This window comes from Streptomyces fructofermentans (genome assembly GCF_014651055.1).
Taxonomy (GTDB): Bacteria; Actinomycetota; Actinomycetes; order Streptomycetales; family Streptomycetaceae; genus Streptomyces; species Streptomyces fructofermentans.
Genome location: NZ_BMWD01000007.1, coordinates 121,834 through 141,145, shown reverse-complemented (window position 1 = coordinate 141,145; position 19,312 = coordinate 121,834). Strand labels below are relative to the sequence as shown.

The following is a 19,312-nucleotide window of genomic DNA, read 5'->3' as shown; positions in this document are numbered from 1 at the left end:
GGACGGCTGCCGTGCCATCGGTCAGCGCGGGGAGCGGGGCGGTGTCGACGGCGTCCGCCCCTCCAGGGCGCGCAGCCATGAGACCAGTACGCGGTTCACCTCGTCGGGGCGCTCCTGCTGGACCCAGTGGCCGCTCCCCTCGATCAGACGGGAGGCGACCAGACCCGGCAGGGTGACGGGGAACGCCTCGACGGCGTCGGCCAGCCAGGCGACGGAGGCGTCGAGCGCGCCCGCCACGAACAGGGACGGCTGGGTGATCGGCGCTCCTTCCCATGCCGCGAGGTCTTCCCAGTCACGGTCCATGCTGCGGTAGCGGTTGAGCGCTCCGGTGAGGCCGGTCCGTTCGAACTCGGCTGCCAGGAAGTCGAGTTCCGCGTCGTCGAGCCAGGTCGGACGCGCCCGGACGAAACGGTCGCCCATCCTGCCGCCCGCCGGGACGAAGAACGCCGCGCCCTCGCCCGACACCGGCCGGGTGTCCCCGGAGAGCGTCGCGTAGAAGCCCGCCAACCAGCCCCGTACGTCCTTCTCGATCTCCGCCTCCGCCCGGCCGGGCTCCTGGAAGTAGGCGGCGTAGAACTCCTCGTCGCCGCCCATCAGGGCGAAGGCGTCGGTCGGCCGGATCGCGCCCCGCGGCGCGTAGGGCACGCCGAACAGACCGACCGCCGTGAACACGTCGGGCCTGAGCAGGGCCGAGTCCGCCGCGATGGTCGAGCCCCAGTCGTGCCCGACGATCACGGCGGTCTCCTCGCCGAGCGCGCGCACGACCGCCACGTTGTCCTCGACGAGGGCGCCGATCCGGTACTCCTCGGCGGAGGCGGGCGCCGAGGACCGCCCGTATCCGCGGACGTCCACGGCGACGGCCCGGTGGCCCGCCGCCGCGATCGCGGGGAGCTGGTGACGCCAGGAGTGCCACAGTTCGGGGAATCCGTGGACGAGAAGGACCAGCGGTCCGGTGCCCTGCTCGACCAGGTGGACGCGGCCGCCGGGAACGTCCACCATCCGGTGCCGTGCGTTCTCCGGGGTCCGCGGGCCGGCGGCTGCCTGTGTCACGTGTCCTCCTCGGGCCGGCCTTCGGGCCGGTACTCGGTCTGCTCTTCGGGGCGGTGCCCGGACCGGTGCTCGGGCCGGTGCCCGGGCTGGTACGGGAAGCTGCCTCCGATCCTCGTGACCGGGTGGCCGCGGCGCGAGCGCTGTTGCCGTTCCGGCAACCCGGGGCCGCACGGGCCGGGGCATGGGGCCGCGGACGGCGGCGGGCGGGGCGGGCGGGGGCGGGCCCGGTGGCGGGCGGCGGCAGGCGATGTCGGCCGGAACCCGGCGGCGGGTTCCGGCCGACTCCGAAGTGCCGGGCGGGCCGGTGAACCGGACCGTGGGACCGCACGTACTGAAGGAGGGCGTCACCCACGCGGGGCCGCTCGCAGAGGTGACGCTGGGTCAGGACAGTCGCACGGGAGCCGTGGATGAAGCACGCACGACGGAACGTTCAGCGGATCGCGCGGTTCGCCGCCCTCGGCGGACTGGTGTGCGGGGGGCTGATGGTCTCGCACGCCGTGGCGAGCGAGACGCCGGGCGGACCGAGTGCCCCGAACGCCGAGACCCGGGCCGCCGCGACGGGCCAGGAACTGGTCACCGAGCTGGGCACGTCACGCACGGCGGGCAGCTGGATCGACGCCGAGGGGCGTCCCGTGGTCGCGGTCACCGACGAGAAGGCCGCGGCCGAGGTCCGCGACGCCGGAGCGGTCGCCAAGGTCGTGAAGTACACGATGCGGGACCTCCGTTCGGCCACCGAGTCGCTCAAGGACGCCCCCCGTGTGGCGGGCACCTCGTGGGCCATGGACTACACCTCCAACCAGGTGGTGGTCCGCGCCGACAGCACTGTCTCCGCCACCGAGTGGAACCGGATGGCGGAGGTGGCAAAGAGCATCGGCGCCACGGTGCGCATGGAGCGCGTCGACGGCACGTTCACCCCCCGGCTGAACGGGGCCGACGCGATGTTCGCGGGCTCCGGCCGGTGCTCCGCCGGGTTCAACGTGACGAACGGACAGGCCGACTTCATTCTGACGGCGGGCCACTGCGGCCCCGTGGGCACGACGTGGTTCTCGGACCAGCAGGGCGAACGGCAGGTGGGGGCCACCGTCTCGGGCTCGTTCCCGGGCGGCGACTTCTCGCTCGTGCGCTACGACGCGGGGACCGCGCTCAAGGGAGCCGACATCGTGGCCGTCGGCAACGGCCAGGGCGTACGGATCACCGGCGCGGCGGACCCCGCCGTCGGCCAGCGGGTCTTCCGCAGCGGCAGCACGACCGGTCTGCAGTCGGGTGACGTGACCGGACTCAACGCCACGGTGAACTACCCGCAGGGCACCGTCACCGGGCTCATCGAGACGACGGTGTGCGCGGAGCCCGGCGACAGCGGCGGCCCGATGTTCGCCGACGGACTGGCCCTGGGCGTCACCTCGGGCGGCAGCGGCGACTGCGCCAAGGGCGGTACGACGTTCTTCCAGCCGGTGACCCGGGCGCTGGACACGCTCGGAGTGAAACTGGCGGCTGACCCCGCCTCGGCCGGCCGGTCGACGCCCTCCGCCCCGGCGGCCGGTGGCGGCGGCGCGGGCAGCACCGACAACGGCGGTGCCGTGCCGCCCGGTTCGTCCTCGGCGGAGCCCGGTGGCGCCGTCCTGCCCGGCGCGATGGGCTCGGTGGAGACCGTTCCCGAGGAGCGCGCCGACGCTGTCACCATCGCGTTGGACAAGGTCGCCGAGTACAAGAACCTCGGCCCGGGACTGTTCCTGATCGCGGGAAGCATGCTGGCGCTGGTGGCCCTGCGCATCCGCTCGGAGCGCGGGCGCAAGCGCTATCGCAGCCAGTACTCGCAGAGTTGGGGCTGATCCCCCCGCCCCGCCCGACCACGTGCCGGGACCGGCACGGCCTCCCGGGCCGCCGGGGTCGAGATCCGTCCGGGACGGCCGCGATCAGGACCTGGACGCCCCTGCCGTCCGTCCGCGGCAACCCGGTACCCGCCCTCAGGCCAGTCGGGAGAGTTCGTCCGGTCCGACCGGGTGGGCGAAGGGCAGTCCGCGCGCGTAGCGGTCGACCTCGTCGATCGCCCACGCGGTCATACGGCCCAGTTCGTTGCCGAGCGAGCCGGCGATGTGCGGGGTGAGCAGCACGTTGGGCAGGTCGTGGAGCGGTGAGTCCGGGGGCAGGACGTCGGGGTCCGTGACGTCGAGGACCGCGTGGAGGCGACCGGACACCAGTTCACGGGTGAGCGCGCCGGTGTCGACGAGAGAGCCGCGCGCGGTGTTGACGAGCGTCGCGCCGTCCCGCATGAGCGCGAGCCGGCGGTCGTCGAACATGTGCCGGGTCTCCGGCAGTTCGGGTGCGTGGACGGACACGACGTGACTGCGCCGCGCCAGGTCGTCGAGCCCCGCGGGCTCCGCACCGAGCGCCTCCGCGTCCTTCGGTGCCAGGAACGGGTCGTGGACCAGGACGTCCAGGTCGAACGGGCGGAGCAGCTCGATCACCCGGCGGCCCACGCGCGAGGCGCCCACGACGCCCACGGTGCGGCGGTGGTTGCCGTATCCGCCGTAGAACGTGAGGAGGTCGATCGGCGCGCGCTCGGTGCGGTAGGTGTGCGCGACGTCGAGGACCCGCTTGTTGGCGAAGAGGATCGCGGCGAGGGTGAACTCCGCCACGGGCAGGGCGTTCGCCGCGGCGGCCGAGGACACGGTGATGCCGCGCTGCCACACGGCGTCGGTGACATGGGCCTTGACGGAGCCGGCCGCGTGCACGACCGCGCGCAGCCCGGGCATGCGCCGCAGGGCGTCCTCGGTCAGGCGCGGCGCGCCCCAGTGGGTGAAGAGGACCTCCGTTCCGGCGAGCACGGCCGCCTCGGCCGAGTCGAAGTCGGTGACCAGCAGGTCCGGGTCGACCGTGGCGACCTCCGTCAGCCGGTCGAACGCGGGGTCGGTCCGGAGCATGCCGTGGATCTGCGCGGACATCGCGAGGAGTGTGCGCGGGAGCGGCGGGGCGGTCGGGTGGTTCACGGCTGTTCCTTCCGGCGGTTGACGAGGGGACCGTGCGGCGCCGAGGAGCGGGAGCGCCCCGGCGGGTCGGCGGGCGGGCTGCGGGGCGGAGCGCGACCGGCGTACGGGGCGCGGTCCCGGGTCGTCGGGGCGAAGCGGGGCGGCTGGTGTGCGACACGGTCACGGTACGGCCGGGGCGGGCGGTTTACTGAGGGCATGACGCGCCCCAGCTCCCGCTCCGGTCATTCCGACAGCACCGGCACCGCCGCCGCCCGTACGGCGCGTGCCGATTCCGCCGAAAGCGCCGGCAGCGCAGAGAGCGCGGACGGCACCGACTCCGCGCACGGGTCCGCGCCCGTCGTGGTAGGTACCCCGGGCTCGTTCGCCCGGAGCGTGCTGGACGAACGGCACCCGGCCCTCATCGAGCGCGTACGGCGGGCCGTTCCGTATCCTCCGGCTCTTCAGCGCGCGCTGGACGCGCTCCTGGAGGAGATCACCGAGGGCGTCGTCGAGCGGTTGGCCGACGACGAGCCGGGCGCCGAGCGCTGGCGGGACGAGCCCCACTACGGGCGGCCCTGGGCGGACGTGCCGTTCCTGTGGGCCGAGAGCTACTTCTACCGGCGGCTGCTGGCCGCCCTCGGCCACTTCGGGCCCGGGCCGTGGCAGGGCATCGACCCCTTCGCCCCGTTCAAGGAGGCCGAACTCACGAGTACGAAGGTCGACGACGAGCTGTCGGCCCTCGACCGGCTCCCCGGGCTGCCCGCCGCGGAGCGGGACCGGACCCTGCTCCTGTCCTCGCTCTGGGGCAACCGCGCGGACCTCGGTTTCCGGATGTCCACGGGGTCGGGCGGACTCGCCGAGCGGGTTCCGGGGCTCGTCGTCGACGACTCGGCCGCGCTGTGGGGCGTCCTGGACGCGGGACCGCCCGGCACGGTCTGCCTCGTCGCCGACAACGCGGGCCCCGAGCTGCTGCCCGACCTCGTGCTCGCCGACCACCTCCTGGGCTCGGGCCGGGCGGACACGGTCGTCCTGCACCTCAAGCCGTACCCCTACTACGTCTCCGACGCGACCACCGCCGACGTCCTCGCCTGCCTCGACCGGCTGAGCGGGGCGGCGGAGCCCGCGGCGCGGGTGGGCGCGCGGCTGCGGCAGGCCCTGCGCGCGGGACGGCTCGTCCTGCGGGCGCACCCCTTCTCCTGCGCGCCGCACGGCTACGGGCTGATGCCGGCCGACCTCCGCGACGACTTCGCGTCGGCCACCCTGACGATCATGAAGGGTGACCTCAACTACCGTCGTCTGGTGGGCGATCGGCACTGGCCCGCCACGATCGCGTTCGACGAGGTGACCGCGTACTTCCCGGGTCCGGTCGCAGCGCTGCGGACCCTGAAGTGCGACGTCGTGACCGGACTCCCGGCCGGGACCCTGGAGCGCCTGCACGCCGAGGCGGCCGAGGACCCGGCGGGTTCGGGGGCGGCGTGGCGGACGAGCGGGACGCACGCGTTGATCCAGGTCAGGGCCTGACCGTTCCGGGTTCCGCCGGGCCCCGCACCCGGGGCGCGGCACGCCGCGGGCCGGGCGTCAGCCGCGTCCTGCGGGCGCACCGGAACCGCGGTGGGGGTCCCCGGCCGCGCTCCCCCGCCTCGGGTCCCGTCCGGCACCGCCGCCGGCGCTTCCTCCCCCGCTGCTTCCCCTCGCGGGAAGCCGGCGGCCCAGCAGCGCCCCGAGCAGGGCCGCGACGGCCAGGACCACCAGCGCGGCGGCCCTCCGCGAACCGTCGGACGAGGCCAGGGTCGTCGCGACGGCCACCCCGAGCATCGGGCCCACGTTCATGGCGGTCTGCTGGAGCCCTCCGGTGACTCCCGCCGACTCCACGGGCGCCTCCCGTACGAGGACGGCCGTCGCGGTGACCATGACGGCGACGAATCCGGCGCCCAGCAGGAGGAAGCAGCCTCCGATCCCCACCGGGCCGGACGCCGGGCCGAGGCGGGACATCAGCAGCACGGCGAGCGCGACGAGGAGCGCCCCGGTCGTGACGGTCCCGCGCGGGCCGTACCGGCGGAGCAGTACGGCGCACACGGGCGCGCCGGCCACCATCGCCACGGCGAGCGGCAGCGCGTGCAGGCTGCCGTGCAGCGGGTTCAGGCCCAGGACGTCCTGGAGGTAGTACGTGATGAGGAACAGCGTCCCGAACAGCGCGGCCGACACCGCCACCAGCGTGCCGAGGGCGGAGGTGAGCACGGTCGAGCGGAACACGCCCGGCGGGACGAGCGGTTCGGCCGTACGGCGCTCATGGCGGACGAAGGCCCAGCAGGCGCCGGTCGCGGCGAGGAGTCCGAGTACGGAGGCCGCCGTGACGCCGTATTCCGGGAGCGCGACGAGCGTGTGGACCAGGCACACCAGGGTCACGGCCAGCAGGCCGGCGCCCGGCAGGTCGAGGCGCACGTCAGTGGTCCGGGACGGCAGGCGCGCCGAGAGGACGAACGCACCCGCCGCGAGGGCGGGGACGACGTTCACGTAGAAGACCGACCGCCAGCCGAACTCCGCGACGAGCACGCCGCCGAGGAGCGGGCCGAGTGCGGCCGCGGCGCCGATGGCGCTGGTGCGCAGGGCGATCGGCATGCCGAGCCTGTCGGGCGGATAGGCGGCGCGCAGCATGCCCAGGGTGGCCGGCTGCATCAGTGCGCCGAAGACTCCCTGGACGACGCGCAGCGCGACGGCCCAGCCGATGTCCGGGGCGAGTCCGACCGCCGCCGAGGTGAGGCCGAAGCCGAGGACGCCGAGCGCGAACACGCGGCTGTGGCCGTAGCGGTCGCCGAGGCGCCCGGAGAGGACGAGCAGGCTCGCCACGGCGATGAGGTAGCCGGTGGTGGTCCACTGCACCTGGACGAACGAGGCGTCGAAGTCCCTGCGCAGGGCGGGTTGGGCGACCGTCAGGACGGTCCCGTCGAGGGCCACCAGGACGGCTCCGACGATGCCGGCGGCGAGCGTGACCCGCCGGGCGCGAACCGGGTTCACCGGGGCTCCGGACCGAGGTGTGCGTCCAGGGCGGCCCGTACGAGCGGGTCCACGTCTCCGGCTCCCGTCGCGAGCTGGAGGCTGCCCCAACCCCACAGCTGGGCGATGCCGTGCAGGTTGGCCCAGAGGGCGCCCGCCACCTCGGGTGCCCGGGCGTCGGGGCGCGCCGCGCGCACCAGCGCCACGAGGCCCTCGAAGAGCGGCAGGCTGGTCCCGCGCAGGCCCAGGCCGTTGCTCTCCAGGAGGTCGTGGCGGAACATCAGCTCGTACATGCCCCGGCGGGAGAGCGCGAAGCGGACGTAGACCCCCGCCAGCGCGGCGATCCGGTCGCGTGGGCTGCCCGTGTCGTCGCGCACCGCCTCCTCGACCTCGGCCCCCAGCTCGCCGAAGCCCTCCCGGGCGATCGCCGAGAGCAGTTCCAGATGGGTCGGGAAGTATCGGCGCGGGGCGCCGTGGGAGACCCCCGCCCTGCGGGCGATCTCCCGCAGCGTCAGGGCCTGCGCGCCCTCCTGGTGCACCAACTCCACGCCGACGGACACCAGTCGAGCTCTGAGCCCCTGCTCCTGTTCATCCATGGACACTGTCTACCAGGCAGTAGTAGACAGTGTCTACCAGCGCATGCGAAGGCCCTCTCGGCAACGGAGGGCATCCCTCGCGCGCAACCTTGTATCGACGGCTTGACACAAGATCCCGGCCAGGGCACCTTGTACCCACCACTTGATACAAGATGATCTGGGGGGATCTCCACATGCTCGACACCGTTCCGCTCCAGTCCCGGTTCCTCGAGCACGCCGACCACTACGCGCGCTGGTCCGGACTGGGTATCGGCATGGTGGCCGCCCAGCAGTTGGTCACGATGCGCAGCGGGGACATCACGACGCCCCTCGTGTTCGCCATCACCGCGTTCGGCCTGTGCGCGGTGGGCGGTGTCCTGCTCGGCGACGCACTGACCCTGCGCCCGCAGGAGGCGGTACGGACCGCGAGTCTGGCCCCGCGCCTGGTGCGGGACCAGGTGCCGCCCCGCATGGCGCCCCTGCTCGTCCTGCAGGCGACCTCCCTGGTCGCCCTGCTGGTGATCGGCGCCACCACGGCCTCCTCCGGCCCGGGGCGGGCGGGCGGCGCGGGCCGCGTCCTCACCGTCACCTGCGGAGGGATGCCCACACCCCTCGGCCCGTGGCCCGGCCTCTACTACAGCGGCCCGATGTTCGCCGCCCTCGCGGTCGCGACCCCCGTCTGCGTCTGGGCCCTTCGCCGTATCGCCCACGGCCCGGGCGACGACCAGCAGCGCCACACCCGCGCCTGGGCGATTACCGGAGCCTGGGGACTCCTGGTGTCGAGCCAACTCCTGCTCGTCGTACTGATGATCTTCGTCGCGCTGACGGACGGCGCCTGCGCGGGCCCGCCCGGAGTGGTCACCATCGTGGCGATCTGCCCCTTGGGGCTGCTGAGCCTGTTCACCTTCGGCTGGTCCCTGGTCACCGTCGCGGCGCCCCGGGCCGTCGACGACCACGCCGACGACGGGTCGTTCGACGATGAGTGACCCCGCCGTCCGCGTCGACACCACGAGCCAGGTACCGCCGTACGAGCAGATCCGCGCCCAACTGGCCGCGCTGATCCTCACCGGCTGGCTCACGGAGGGCGAACGCCTGCCGACCGTGCGCCAGCTCGCCGCCGACCTCAACCTGGCGCCCGGCACGGTGGCGCGCGCCTACCGCGAGTTGGAGGCCGCCGAGCTCATCCGCACCCGGCGGGGTGCGGGCACCCGGGTCGCAGCGCTCCCGTCCGAGCCCCACGCGCTCGACACGGACCAACTCGCCACGCTCGCACGTGACTTCACCTCGGCCGCGCGGGCCCTCGGCGCGGACACGGAGGACATCCTGACCGCCGTCCGCGACGCCCTGGACCCGGGGCCCGCCTCCCCCGGCACCACTGCGGACGGCCGGTAGGACGCACTGGGGCCGATGAGGCCGACCGGGCAGGTGGGACCGACCGGGCCGACCGGGCTCATCCGTCCGGTCCGGCTCATCCTTCCGCTCCGGCTCATCCGTCCGGCCGGCGCTCCGGGATGACGTGCGCAAGGGTCACGGGTGAGCCGGAGGCCCTGGGGCCGACCCGAGCGGCGCACACGGCGGGCCCGGGAAGGCCAACCGGGCATGCCGGACCGGGACATGCCGTGCTCAGGCGTCGAAGGCGCGGGGCGGCGACGTGGGTTCCTCCGCGGCGGCCCCGGCGTAACGACGGGCCAACTGCCCGAAAGCGGCCCTGAGTTCGGGTGGCCCGATGACGTGGATGTCGGCGTCGAACGCGCCGATGGCGGCGGCGAGCGCGGGCCACGACCAGGCGCCCAGGGCGAGCCGGCAGCGGTGGGGGCCGAGTTCCTCCACGACCCCGTCGCGGGTGTGGCCGGCGACGACGGCCGCCGGCAGATCGAGCACCACCTCGCCCCGGCAGGGCCAGCCGCCGGTGCCGTCCGACCCCCGGAACCGGCTGGTGACGAAGGCCGCGACATCACCGCCGGGCACCTCGCGCGGGGTGAACCGCGGGCCGTTCGGCGTACGCGGGGTGATCCGGTCCACACGGAAGACGCGCCAGTCGTCGCGGTCGAGGTCCCAGGCGACGAGGTACCAGCGGCCGCCCAGCGTCACCAGGTGGTGCGGTTCGACGCGGCGCGGTCCGGTCGCGGGCAGCACGGGGGGCTCCTCCGGGGCCTTCGCGGGTTCGGGGGCCTCCCGGGTGCCGGGCGTGCCAAGGACGTCCCGGGCGCCGGGGGCTTCCTGACGTGGGGAGGTGCCGTCTGCCGCAGGCCGAGGCACGGAGGCATGGTCGAAGCGCAGTACTTCGCGGGCGCGGACGGCCGCGCCGAGCGTCAGCAGGAGCCGCGGGTCGACCTGCGGGTCCGGCCGGGGGCCCGGGCGCTCCACGGCGGTGACCCGCAGAGTGTCCACGCGGTGGCGCAGCCTCGCGGGCATGACCTGCCGGACCGTGCTCAGCGCGCGCTCGGCAGCTTCTCCGATGCCGGCCCCGGTCAGTGCCGCCGTGCGGAGGGCGACGGTGACGGCCACGGCCTGCTCGTCGTCGAACAGCAGGGGCGGCAACTCCGTACCGGCGCCGAGGCGGTAGCCGCCGTCCGGCCCCTTCACGGCGTGGATCGGGTAGCCGAGTTCGCGCAGGCGGTCGACGTCACGGCGGACGGTACGCGCGCTGACCTCCAGCCGTTCGGCCAGCGCGTGTCCCGACCAGTCCCGGCGCGACTGGAGCAGGGAGAGCAGCGACAGCAGGCGCGCCGAGGTCTTGGGCATGGGTCCATGGTGTCCGGCGGCCGGCCGCCGCGCCTCGCCGGGGTCCGCCCGGAGCGCCCGCGCGAAGGTCACGTCCGACCAGTCGGCAGGTGGAGGGCACCACCCCGGAGGCCGTCCCTCCGGTCACGCCGGCCCGCGGCCTGACATCCCCGCTCGACCGGCAGGGCCCGCCCGGCTACCCGTCGGCGTCCGGGCCGTTCCTCGCCCGCCACTCGTCCTCCAGGATGCTGAACACCTCGGAGTCCCGCCAGCCGTCCCGGAGCAGCGCGGTGTGCCGGTGACGCCCTTCCCAGGTCATGCCGAGTCTGCGGAGCACCCGGGCCGACCCGAGGTTCCGCGGGTCGCAGGTGGCATGGACGCGGTGGAGTCCGAGGTCCTCGAACCCTCGCACGAGGAGTTCCTCGCCGATGGCCGTACCGACGCCCCGTCCCCAGACCCGGGGATGCACGGCATAGACGATCTCGCCCTGACGCTGCCCCCGGTCGCGGACGCGCAGCTCCCCCATGCCGACCACACGTCCCTCGACACGAGCCGCGTAGGCGAACCGCTGCCTGGGCGAGTGCGCCCAGGCCTCGACGGCGGTCTCCACGAACGCACGCGTCTGCTCCTCGGTGTTCGGCCCCCAGGTCTGGAAGCGGCAGACCTCGCCGAGGGAGGCCCAGGAATGGACGGCCCGCCAGTCCGCGAGCTCGATTCTGCGCAAGGTCACCGGGTGTCCGACCACGTGGTGATCGTGCCATCGGCCGGACCTGTGGGGCCAGGGTCGGTTGGGTCCGCGCGGCCAGTGGGGCCCGTGCAGGTCGCGAAGCCGTAATTCGCTTGCCCTCGGCACGAGTCGGGGCTGCACTGTGGCCGGACACCACGCGTGTGGTGCCGTAGGCCGAGGAGTCGAGGGCCGCGATGGAGATTCGTTCCACGACCGATGAGGATCTTGATGTCTTCGTCGACGCGGTCCATTCGGCGTTCGGGCCCTTCCCCGAGACTCCGGTCGACGTCGGCGGGCTCCGGTGGTCGGCGCTCGAGATCGACCGCCGTCTGCTCGCACCGACCGAGGACGGACGGCCCGTCGGCACGGCCGACCCGTACGGCGGACCGGGCAAGGGCTCGATCGAGGTACTGCGCCGTGCCGACTGCGGCAAGGAGGTCCACAACGGGTACCGCCGTGCGCGCCCCGGCGCGCTCGCCCGGCCGCACCGCTGGTGGGCCCTGCGCGCGGGGCAGCCCCCGGTCTCACGGGCACCGCACCACGTCGCCGTCCACCGGGACGCCGACTGCGTCCCGGACGGGTACGCCGGCCACTCGCTCGGCGACGGCGGGACCTTGACCGTCGACGAGACCGTGGCCGCCGGCGACACCGTCTCGACGGCGCCTGCCCGTTTCCTGCTCGGACACGACCTGGGCTCCGTCCACGTCGGCGGCACCACCTCCGAGCACCCTCGTGCGTGCCGGACACATACGGGCCCACCATCCCGGGGCGGCTGCTCTCGCCGACGCCCTCTTCCGCACCGAGCGCACCGAGCGCACCGAGCGCACCGAGCGCACCCCACACTGTCTGCACTGGATCTGACCGGGTGGTGAACGTGGTTGTGGAAGCGGGAAAGTTGCTGGAGGCGCTGAACGCCGTGGCGTGGGACCGGCTCGGGGCCGGCGGCCCGGCCGATCCGGTCCAGGACGTGCCGCGTGCGCTTCGCCGGCTCGTCTCGGCGGGCCCGGAGGCGAAGGAGGAGCACTGCCACCCGCTCCACTCGCTCGTCACCCGGGACGGGGACGACACACCGCCCGCGGCGGCCGCCGCCCTGCCGTTCGTGATCGCCCTCGCAGCCGACTCCGCCATGGGCGCGCGGACCGAACTCGTCGACGTCCTGGCCTCGATGTGGGCGCCCGCCCTGGCCGGCGAGGACTGGTCGGGGGCGTGGGCGCTGCTCGGGGACCCCGATCCGGCGGTGCGGAGGGCGGCGACCGCGATGCCGGTCGGCCTGGTGCGGCTGCTTGCCAGGTGGCGGACCGAGACGGACCCGGCGGTACGAGTGCCCCTGCTGCTGGCCATCGGCGCGGCGGCCGCGTCCGGGACCGGCGGCACACGAGCGGTGGACCGGGCGCGAGCGGTGCTCGCCGAGGTGCCGGAAAGCGACGACCCGGTGCTGTGGGTCGCGGCCGTGCACGCATCGGCGGGACTCGACCCGGGGCTGCCGGTACGGCGGTTGGACCGGCTGATCGAGGTGTTCTCCGACCTCGCGCTGCGACCACGCTTCGAAGAGGTCTGGTACGACCCGGCCGTCGAGGGACACTGGACCCGCGAGGACGTGGTCCGGTCGACGTCCTGGCTGCTCCGGCACGAGCCCGGCGCCGAACTCGCCTTCGCCGTGCGGCTGGCCTCGGGCGCCCAGGTGTCCGGCGACGCGCCGCTGTGCCGGGAGGCACTGGACGCGGCGTGGCACGTCCTCACCGAGCGGCGCTCGGCGGAGGCCGCCCTACTGCCGCTCGCGGGAAGCCTGTTGACCGACCCGGACGGTGCCGTGCGGCTGCGGGCGGCGAACATCCTGGCCGCGCTGGGCCGGGCCTCCGCCCCGTACGCGGACCGGCTCGCCGAACTGCTCGACGACGACGCGGCGGACGAGTACCTCGACGGAACGGTCCGGGAGTACGCGCGATGGGCGCTGGCCCGGATCGACGACCCGCGCGCGCTGCCGGGGCTGATCGAGCAGCTCCACGCACAGGAGGAGGAGCAGGGCCGGGGCTATGTCATCGGTGAACCGCGACGGCCGGAGGCAAGGGACGTGCTGATCCCGCTGCGCGCGCGTGCGGACGTCCTGCTGCCCGCGATGCGCGAGGCGATCGGGCGGGGCGGCGTCCAGGGGCGCGCCGCCCGCGTCTTCCTGGAGGTACTGGATGCCTGGGGCGTGGAGGCTCCGCCGCCCGCCCCGCCCGGTCTCCCCCGGACGGCCCCGTGCGGGAGCGGAGACCGCGAGGCGGCTCTGAGGACCGTGGGCGAGGCGGTCAGGACGGCGGAGCCACCGGGGTACGGGCCGATCGGGTCCCTCGCCGGGTTCGGCCGCGACGCGGCACCGTACGCGGACTCCGTCCGGGACGTGATGGAGCGGACCACGCACTGGCCGCGGCTCACCTCGGCGATCGCACTCTGGGAGATCACCGGTCGGGCCGAACCGAGCATGCGGGTCCTGGAGGAGTTCGTCCTCCCGATCGCCGACGGCGGTGACGGCTTCGGCTTCTTCCGGGAAGCCCTGCCGGCCCTGGTCCGGATGGACGGGATCAGCCCCGCGATCCGGGCCGCGCTGACGGTCGTGCGCGATTCGGAACGCCGTCTGTCCGCGGACGGCGGATACCCGATGGTCCTCCAGGACGAAGAGCTGCGCGGCCTGGTCGAGCAGGCCCTCGCGTGTGCGGATCACGGCCCGGTCGGGACGTGCCGAAGCGGTCCGTGAGCCGATCGTGGCTGCTGAGGGCTCGTCACATTCATTGTAGTCGCGACGACTTGAAGGCGTGTCCGGCCAGCCCCGAGCGAGGCGGGCCGGACATGGAGGGGGTTCCGCCGTCAGCGGCCGGTCGTCGTCGCGATGTCCGCGATGCGGTTGTACCGCTCCACCAGCACGAAGAGCTTGATCTTCTGCGTCGTCCCCCCGCTGCCGTAGGTGAGGGTGACGACGACCTCGCGGCCGTTGCCCGCGGCGCCGTTGTCGCTCACGGTCCACTTCGCCGGGACGTTCTGCGCGCGCAGGACGCCGTCCACCCCGTTCTGCTCCTCCCAGAGCGCCAGCCGCTCGGCGAAGTCGGTCGTCAGGTAGTGCTTGCGGAGCGCCTTGGCCAGCGTGGCGTCCGGGGCCTCGTAGTCGCCCTTGGCGTCGATGTACGCGCCGTAGAAGTCGGCGACCCGGGTCTCCGCCTGTCCCGTGGTGCCGCTGACCGTCCGCTGCGCGGCGGCGGACGCCTTCGCGGGGGCCTGGACGGACGCCTGCGCCGACACCTGGGTCGACACCCCGAGTCCGACCGCCAGTACGAGGCCGGCGGCGACCATCGCGCGGCGGCCCGGGCGACGGGGTGTGGAGGACTTGCTGCTCATGTGGGTTTCCCTCTTCTGGGTCCGTGTGGTTGCTTCCGGCAGGTCCGGCTCCGGGCCGGGTGCGCCTGCCGTGGTGGTCGCCACCCCGGTCGCGGTCCGATGCCACGGCATGCGGGCCCGAGTGCCCGATCGGGCAAAAAGCCTGCTGCCGTGCCGAGTTGTCGCGGTGGCGTGGTGCCTCCGGGGCGGTCGTCGCGCCTCGTTCGGGGCGACACCCAGAGCTTCGGGGACGCCCGTGACCCGGGGCCAGCGTTGCCGCCGCACCTGCAACGGTGGGACCGTCCCACCCCTGTTGACCTGCGAAGGACGCGGGTGCCTGGGATGCCGTCCCGGGACGCGGGGAGGACTCTGTCAGTGACGGATGGCACGATCGCGGCCATGACACCGATCGACGAGCAGCTCGTCCGCGCGACGGCCGCCGAGCACGGCGTTCCCGGTCCCGTGGCCCAGGAGTTCATCGCCCGGTCCCGGCCGTGCGTCCACCTCGTGCCGTACGACGAAGTCCCCCTGTCCCGACGGGAGAACGCCCGCCCGGCGGCACGGACCGGCGGGCTCCCCGCGCTGCCGGACGGGACGGACCGGCCCCGGCACGGCGGGCCGCTCGTCCTGAGCGTCGACTGCGCCATGCTGCCCCGCGAGGTCCTGGACATCGAACTGCCCGCCGACGGACACCTGTTGTTCTTCACCGAGATCGAGTACGAGCCGGACTCGTCCGTCGTGCTGCACGTCCCCGCGGGAGTACCCACCACCGAGCACTCCGCGACGTACGAGCTCGACGGCGACACCGTGCGGGCCACCGTCTACGAGCCGCGCAGCCTCTACCCCCTGACGGGACAGACTTGCCGCAGCGACTGGCGGGAGGCCCCTGCGACCCGCGCCTTCCTGGCCGGCGACGCGGGCGTCGCCGGCCAGGAAGGCGCGGGAGGGACCACGGCGGAGGACGTGCTGGACAACTTCGAGAGAGCCGTCCTGGACGCGCTCTGCGGTGGCACCCGCCCTGGGGTCGGCGTGCAGCTCGGCGGGTTCTCCGACCCGTGGGACATGGCACCGGACGAGGGCGATCTCGTACTCCTCGCGCAGATGGCCGGGCAGGCGATCGACCACGACGTGTTCACCATGAACCTGATCGTGGGCACCAGGACGGACATCGCCGCCCGGAAGTACGCCGCCCTGCGCTTCGAGCAGCAGTGCTGAACCCTCTCGCCGGGGCGGGCGGACCTGGCGGGGTCGTACCGGACCCCGAGCACATCACAACAGTGTGATTTCACGCCCCTCCACTCTTCACCCTCGCCCGCCCCGCCGTCACCCCGCCTACACGCCGCCTGCCTCACCCGCCAACCGCCGCCCTCGTCAGCCCCTGCTCCCATCGCGCCCACGAACAGGCGCCCATACGGCATGAAATGGGTGAATCTTCGCGACTTCACGCGGCACGGCACGCGTGACGAGGCGGCGGCGCCGCCCGCGACCCCGCCGGGGCGGGCGACCGGGACGTCATCACACGGTGTGGTTTGACATCGTGTGAATCAGTCTCCAGACTGCTTCCACTAGTTCACTAGTAGAAGGTGTCCCGGGATGCAGTTCCGCATCGACCGTCGCAGTGGCGTGACCGCTCACATGCAGATCGTCCGGCAGACCAAGCAGGCGATGCGGATGGGCGTGCTGTCCGTGGGGAGCCGGCTGCCCACGGCACGGGAGGTCGTGGCCGCCACCGCGATCAATCCCAACACCGTGCACAAGGCCTACCGGGAGCTGGAGCAGGAGGGGCTCGTCGAGTCGCGACGGGGAGCGGGGACCTTCGTGGTCCGCTCGCTCTCGCGGCCGGAGGCGGCCGCGGGTTCCGCGCTGGGCGAGGAACTGCGCGAGTGGCTGCGCGGGGCGCACGCGGCCGGACTCGACCAGGACGACGTGAGCGCCCTGTTCACGGCTCTCACGGAGGAGCGGTACGGCGGCCCAACCCCGGCGCCCCGCCCGGAACGCGGGGCTCCTGCACCGGTCCGGGGCGTCGCGGCACCCCGGGAGACGAACGACACACAGCGCACGAGTACGGAGGACGCAGGGTGAACGAACCGGCACACCGACCATTTGGTCCGGACGACGGACCCGGACGAATCGCCGCGGCGGACGACGGGGCGCCGGCGCTCGAAGCCCGAGGGCTGGGGCACAGGTTCCGCAAGCACTGGGCGTTGCGGGACTGCGACTTCCGGCTCCCCGCCGGTCGGATCTGCGCCCTCGTGGGGCCGAACGGCGCGGGCAAGACGACCCTGCTCTCCCTCGCCGCCGACCTGCTGGAACCGACCCGCGGCCGACTCCGTGTGTTCGGGGACGCGCCGAGCACGCCGGCCAGCCGCGGCCGCGTCGCGTTCATGGGGCAGCGCAAGCCGCTGTACCCCGGTTTCACCGTGGCGGAGATGCTGCGGGCCGGCCGGGAACTCAACCCGGACTGGGACCACGCCACGGCGGAACGGCTGGTCCGCCAGGGCGACATATCGTTCACGGCCAAGGTCGGCACCCTGTCCGGCGGACAGCGCACCCGCGTCGCGCTGGCTCTCGCCTTCGGCAAGAGGCCGCGGCTCCTGCTGCTGGACGAGCCGATGTCGGACCTCGACCCCCTGGTACGCCACGAGATCACCGCCGCCCTGATGAGCGAGGTGGCCGAACACGGCACCACGGTGCTGATGTCGACGCACATGGTCTCCGAGATGGACCAGGTGTGCGACTACCTCCTCATGATCACAGGGGGCCGGGTGCGGCTTGCCGGCGAGGTGGACACGATCCTCGCGGCCCACACCCTGCTGTCGAGCCGCCACCGGGAGACGGACGGTCCGCCGGATCTCGCGTCCCACATCGTCGTGTCGACGAAGACGGTGGGCGAGCACTTCTCCGCCCTGATCCGCCCCCAGGGCCCCGTGACGGGCCGGTGGGCCCGCCACGAGCCCGGTCTGGAAGAACTGCTGATCGCCTACCTGCGCGCCCCCGACAGCACACCCCTGCTGACGGCCAGCGCACGCGTCGAAGCGAGTGAGGAAGCCGCGTGAGTGCCACCAGCCCACTGCCCGCCACCGTACGGACCCGGCGCGGCCCCCACCTCTCCGGGCTCACCTGGCTGATCTGGCGTCAGCACCGGTCCGCCTTCTGGACCGGGTTGGTGCTGCTCGCCGTGTTCGCCGCCTTCGTCGTCACGCGGCGCTCCGGGATGGTCGCCGACATCGACGCGCACAACCTCGCCGGCTGCGTCTACGAGTCCCCCGAGGCCCGGTGCGAGGAGGTGAACGCCTTCCGCGGCCGCTTCTACGACGTGATGCACTACACCGGCCTGCTGGTCTCCTTCGTCCCCCTGGTGATCGGCGTCTTCCTCGGCGGCCCGCTGCTCTCCCGCGAACTGGAGAACGGCACCTACGCCCTGTCGTGCACGCAGTCGGTCAGCCGCACCCGCTGGATCGCGTTCAAGCTCGGCGTTCCCGCGCTCGTCACACTCATCGGTACCAGTGCCGTGGCGGCGCTGTACACATGGTGGTGGCAGCCGGCGGACACCCTGATGAAGGGCATGTACTGGTACGAGTCACCGTTCAACAACGTCGGTGTCGTCCCCGTCGCGCTGTCGCTGCTCGCCCTGGTCACCGGTGCGGCGATCGGGATGGTGCTGCGCCGCCCGGTGGCCGCGATGGCCGTCACCTGCGCGGTCGCCGTCGTCGGCTGGGTCGGGGTCAACGTGCTGCGGCCCCTCCTGTGGCCCGTCCGGGAGGTGACCGTCGACCGGATCACCGCCGACTACTTCGGTTCGCCGATCCCGCTGGGCCATCTCATCCCGAACGCGTGGCCCACGGACCTGCCCAACAAGTCGTACAGCGCCTGGAATCTGGACTCGGGCTACCTCACCTCCTCGGGCGACCACTTCACCTCCGGCGCCTGCGGGGACTTCACCGCCGCCTCGGCGAAGTGCCTCAAGGCGCACGACGTCGTGGGCGCGTGGGCGCAGTACCACCCCGCCTCCCATTTCTGGCCGATGCAGTGGGTCATGGCCGGGCTGCTCCTGGCCGTCACGGCGGCCGTGACCGCATTCGCCGTCTGGTGGGCACGCCACCGCGCCTGACCGCGCATACAGGTGAACACCCGTACCGCGAAACGGACTTGGTACGACTTTCGACAGCAGCGCACAACCCTTCCGATGTCTCGTGGGTCACACCGGGCAGGAGCAAACATCTCCAAAGATCACAAAGGGGAAATATGAGATTCAACCGTTCCGTCCTGACGGGTGCCGTCCTCACCGCCCTGGCCGTGGGAGGCACCACCGCTCTGGCGACGACGGCCTCCGCGGCGCCCAACACCACGCCGCAGAAGGTCTGTGGAAGCGCCTACAAGACCGTGAACTCGGTTCCCGTCGGCTCGCTGGGCACCGTCTACCTGACGTACAACTCGTCGAACGGCGAGAACTGCGTCGTGACCATCCGCAAGAACCCGGGCACCGCGGTGGACATGTCCACCTGGATCCACGTCCCCGACACCGACGAGGCCGCCGAGGACTACGGCCGGTTCACGTCGTACGCGGGACCCGCGTACGTGTACGGCAAGGGTCACTGCGTGAACTGGGGCGGCCACATCAGCAACGTGTACGTGCAGGTGTCCGGCTCCAACTGCGCGGCTCTCAAGGAGCAGCGGGTCACCTACACCCGCTGATCCACCTCTCCCCGGGCCACCCCCGTCCCGTGTCACGCTCCCCGCGCCCGGCGCGGGGAGGTAACGGCCGTCGGACCGGCACCGCGTGCCGACGGCCGCGCGGGAACCCGCACTGGCCCGGTACCGCCCTGGCAGGCGCACCCTGTCCTGCCAGGGCTCCCGCGTGTCCGGACGGGGTCCGTGCGGACCGCCCCATGCTCCTTCCACGAGGACCCTGGGGCGCCCGTGTC

Annotated in this window: 17 protein-coding genes and 1 pseudogene; 11 read left to right on the top strand and 7 right to left on the bottom strand. The window is 73.4% G+C overall.

Features of this window, described 5'->3' with window-relative positions:
• Nucleotides 1-21 precede the first annotated feature (21 nt).
• The gene (locus tag IE265_RS12450) at nt 22-999 is read right to left on the bottom strand and encodes an alpha/beta fold hydrolase (RefSeq protein WP_190035696.1); all 978 of its coding nucleotides are present in this window, start codon (nt 997-999) and stop codon (nt 22-24) included.
• Nucleotides 1,000-1,457: 458 nt separating this feature from the next.
• Between IE265_RS12450 and IE265_RS12445 the strand changes: the two genes are divergently transcribed.
• Nucleotides 1,458-2,879 carry a S1 family peptidase gene (locus IE265_RS12445; protein WP_190035537.1) on the top strand — a complete coding sequence of 474 codons (1,422 nt, stop codon included), beginning with the start codon at nt 1,458-1,460 and terminating at the stop codon, nt 2,877-2,879.
• 135 nt (nt 2,880-3,014) lie between these two features.
• Here the strand turns inward: IE265_RS12445 and IE265_RS12440 are convergent, their stop codons facing one another.
• Nucleotides 3,015-3,992, bottom strand: a complete 978-nt coding sequence (locus IE265_RS12440; protein ID WP_190035695.1) for a hydroxyacid dehydrogenase — start codon at nt 3,990-3,992, stop codon at nt 3,015-3,017.
• Between the two features lie 240 nt (nt 3,993-4,232).
• Here IE265_RS12440 and IE265_RS12435 point away from each other — a divergent pair, with 240 nt between their 5' ends.
• Nucleotides 4,233-5,537 carry a damage-control phosphatase ARMT1 family protein gene (locus IE265_RS12435; protein ID WP_190035536.1) on the top strand — a complete coding sequence of 435 codons (1,305 nt, stop codon included), beginning with the start codon at nt 4,233-4,235 and terminating at the stop codon, nt 5,535-5,537.
• Nucleotides 5,538-5,594: 57 nt separating this feature from the next.
• On the opposite strand, the gene IE265_RS12430 is transcribed toward IE265_RS12435, so the two are convergent.
• Nucleotides 5,595-7,031 carry an MFS transporter gene (locus IE265_RS12430; RefSeq protein ID WP_190035535.1) on the bottom strand — a complete coding sequence of 479 codons (1,437 nt, stop codon included), beginning with the start codon at nt 7,029-7,031 and terminating at the stop codon, nt 5,595-5,597.
• Nucleotides 7,028-7,606 carry a TetR/AcrR family transcriptional regulator gene (locus IE265_RS12425; protein WP_190035534.1) on the bottom strand — a complete coding sequence of 193 codons (579 nt, stop codon included), beginning with the start codon at nt 7,604-7,606 and terminating at the stop codon, nt 7,028-7,030. Before IE265_RS12425 ends, IE265_RS12430 begins: the two co-directional genes overlap by 4 nt.
• Before the next feature lie 173 nt (nt 7,607-7,779).
• Here IE265_RS12425 and IE265_RS12420 point away from each other — a divergent pair, with 173 nt between their 5' ends.
• Nucleotides 7,780-8,571 carry a hypothetical protein gene (locus IE265_RS12420; protein WP_190035533.1) on the top strand — a complete coding sequence of 264 codons (792 nt, stop codon included), beginning with the start codon at nt 7,780-7,782 and terminating at the stop codon, nt 8,569-8,571.
• Complete coding sequence (locus IE265_RS12415) at nt 8,564-8,977, top strand: GntR family transcriptional regulator (protein ID WP_190035532.1); 414 nt, start codon at nt 8,564-8,566, stop codon at nt 8,975-8,977. The genes IE265_RS12420 and IE265_RS12415 overlap by 8 nt, the downstream gene beginning before the upstream one ends.
• A 231-nt stretch (nt 8,978-9,208) precedes the next feature.
• Here IE265_RS12415 and IE265_RS12410 read toward each other — a convergent pair whose 3' ends face one another.
• Together IE265_RS12410 and IE265_RS12405 are read right to left on the bottom strand one after the other, a co-directional pair.
• Nucleotides 9,209-10,330, bottom strand: coding sequence for a helix-turn-helix transcriptional regulator (locus tag IE265_RS12410; protein ID WP_190035531.1), 1,122 nt, complete (start codon nt 10,328-10,330; stop codon nt 9,209-9,211).
• A 175-nt stretch (nt 10,331-10,505) separates the two neighbouring features.
• Nucleotides 10,506-11,039 carry a GNAT family N-acetyltransferase gene (locus IE265_RS12405; RefSeq protein WP_229916143.1) on the bottom strand — a complete coding sequence of 178 codons (534 nt, stop codon included), beginning with the start codon at nt 11,037-11,039 and terminating at the stop codon, nt 10,506-10,508.
• Nucleotides 11,040-11,230: 191 nt separating this feature from the next.
• On the opposite strand from IE265_RS12405, the pseudogene IE265_RS12400 reads away from it, so the two are divergent.
• Together IE265_RS12400 and IE265_RS12395 are read left to right on the top strand one after the other, a co-directional pair.
• Nucleotides 11,231-11,897: pseudogene (locus tag IE265_RS12400) on the top strand (hypothetical protein).
• A 13-nt stretch (nt 11,898-11,910) separates the two neighbouring features.
• Complete coding sequence (locus IE265_RS12395) at nt 11,911-13,773, top strand: HEAT repeat domain-containing protein (protein WP_190035529.1); 1,863 nt, start codon at nt 11,911-11,913, stop codon at nt 13,771-13,773.
• 110 nt (nt 13,774-13,883) lie between these two features.
• Here the strand turns inward: IE265_RS12395 and IE265_RS12390 are convergent, their stop codons facing one another.
• Nucleotides 13,884-14,408, bottom strand: coding sequence for a serine hydrolase family protein (locus IE265_RS12390; RefSeq protein WP_190035528.1), 525 nt, complete (start codon nt 14,406-14,408; stop codon nt 13,884-13,886).
• Between the two features lie 378 nt (nt 14,409-14,786).
• On the opposite strand from IE265_RS12390, the gene IE265_RS12385 reads away from it, so the two are divergent.
• From IE265_RS12385 to IE265_RS12365, 5 genes are all read left to right on the top strand, one after another.
• Nucleotides 14,787-15,602: a YwqG family protein gene (locus IE265_RS12385; RefSeq protein ID WP_229916142.1), complete on the top strand. Its 816-nt coding sequence runs from the start codon at nt 14,787-14,789 to the stop codon at nt 15,600-15,602.
• Nucleotides 15,603-15,980: 378 nt separating this feature from the next.
• Nucleotides 15,981-16,469 (top strand): GntR family transcriptional regulator, encoded by a 489-nt coding sequence (locus IE265_RS12380; RefSeq protein ID WP_190035527.1) that lies wholly within the window; start codon nt 15,981-15,983, stop codon nt 16,467-16,469.
• Between the two features lie 47 nt (nt 16,470-16,516).
• A complete protein-coding gene (locus tag IE265_RS12375; protein ID WP_229916161.1) occupies nt 16,517-17,443 on the top strand; it encodes an ABC transporter ATP-binding protein in 927 nt (308 codons plus the stop codon).
• On the top strand, nt 17,440-18,498 hold the full coding sequence (locus tag IE265_RS12370; RefSeq protein WP_190035526.1) for an ABC-2 membrane transporter-related protein: 1,059 nt from the start codon (nt 17,440-17,442) through the stop codon (nt 18,496-18,498). The genes IE265_RS12375 and IE265_RS12370 overlap by 4 nt, the downstream gene beginning before the upstream one ends.
• Nucleotides 18,499-18,632: 134 nt before the next feature.
• A complete protein-coding gene (locus IE265_RS12365; RefSeq protein WP_190035525.1) occupies nt 18,633-19,082 on the top strand; it encodes a spore-associated protein in 450 nt (149 codons plus the stop codon).
• Nucleotides 19,083-19,312: the final 230 nt, after the last annotated feature.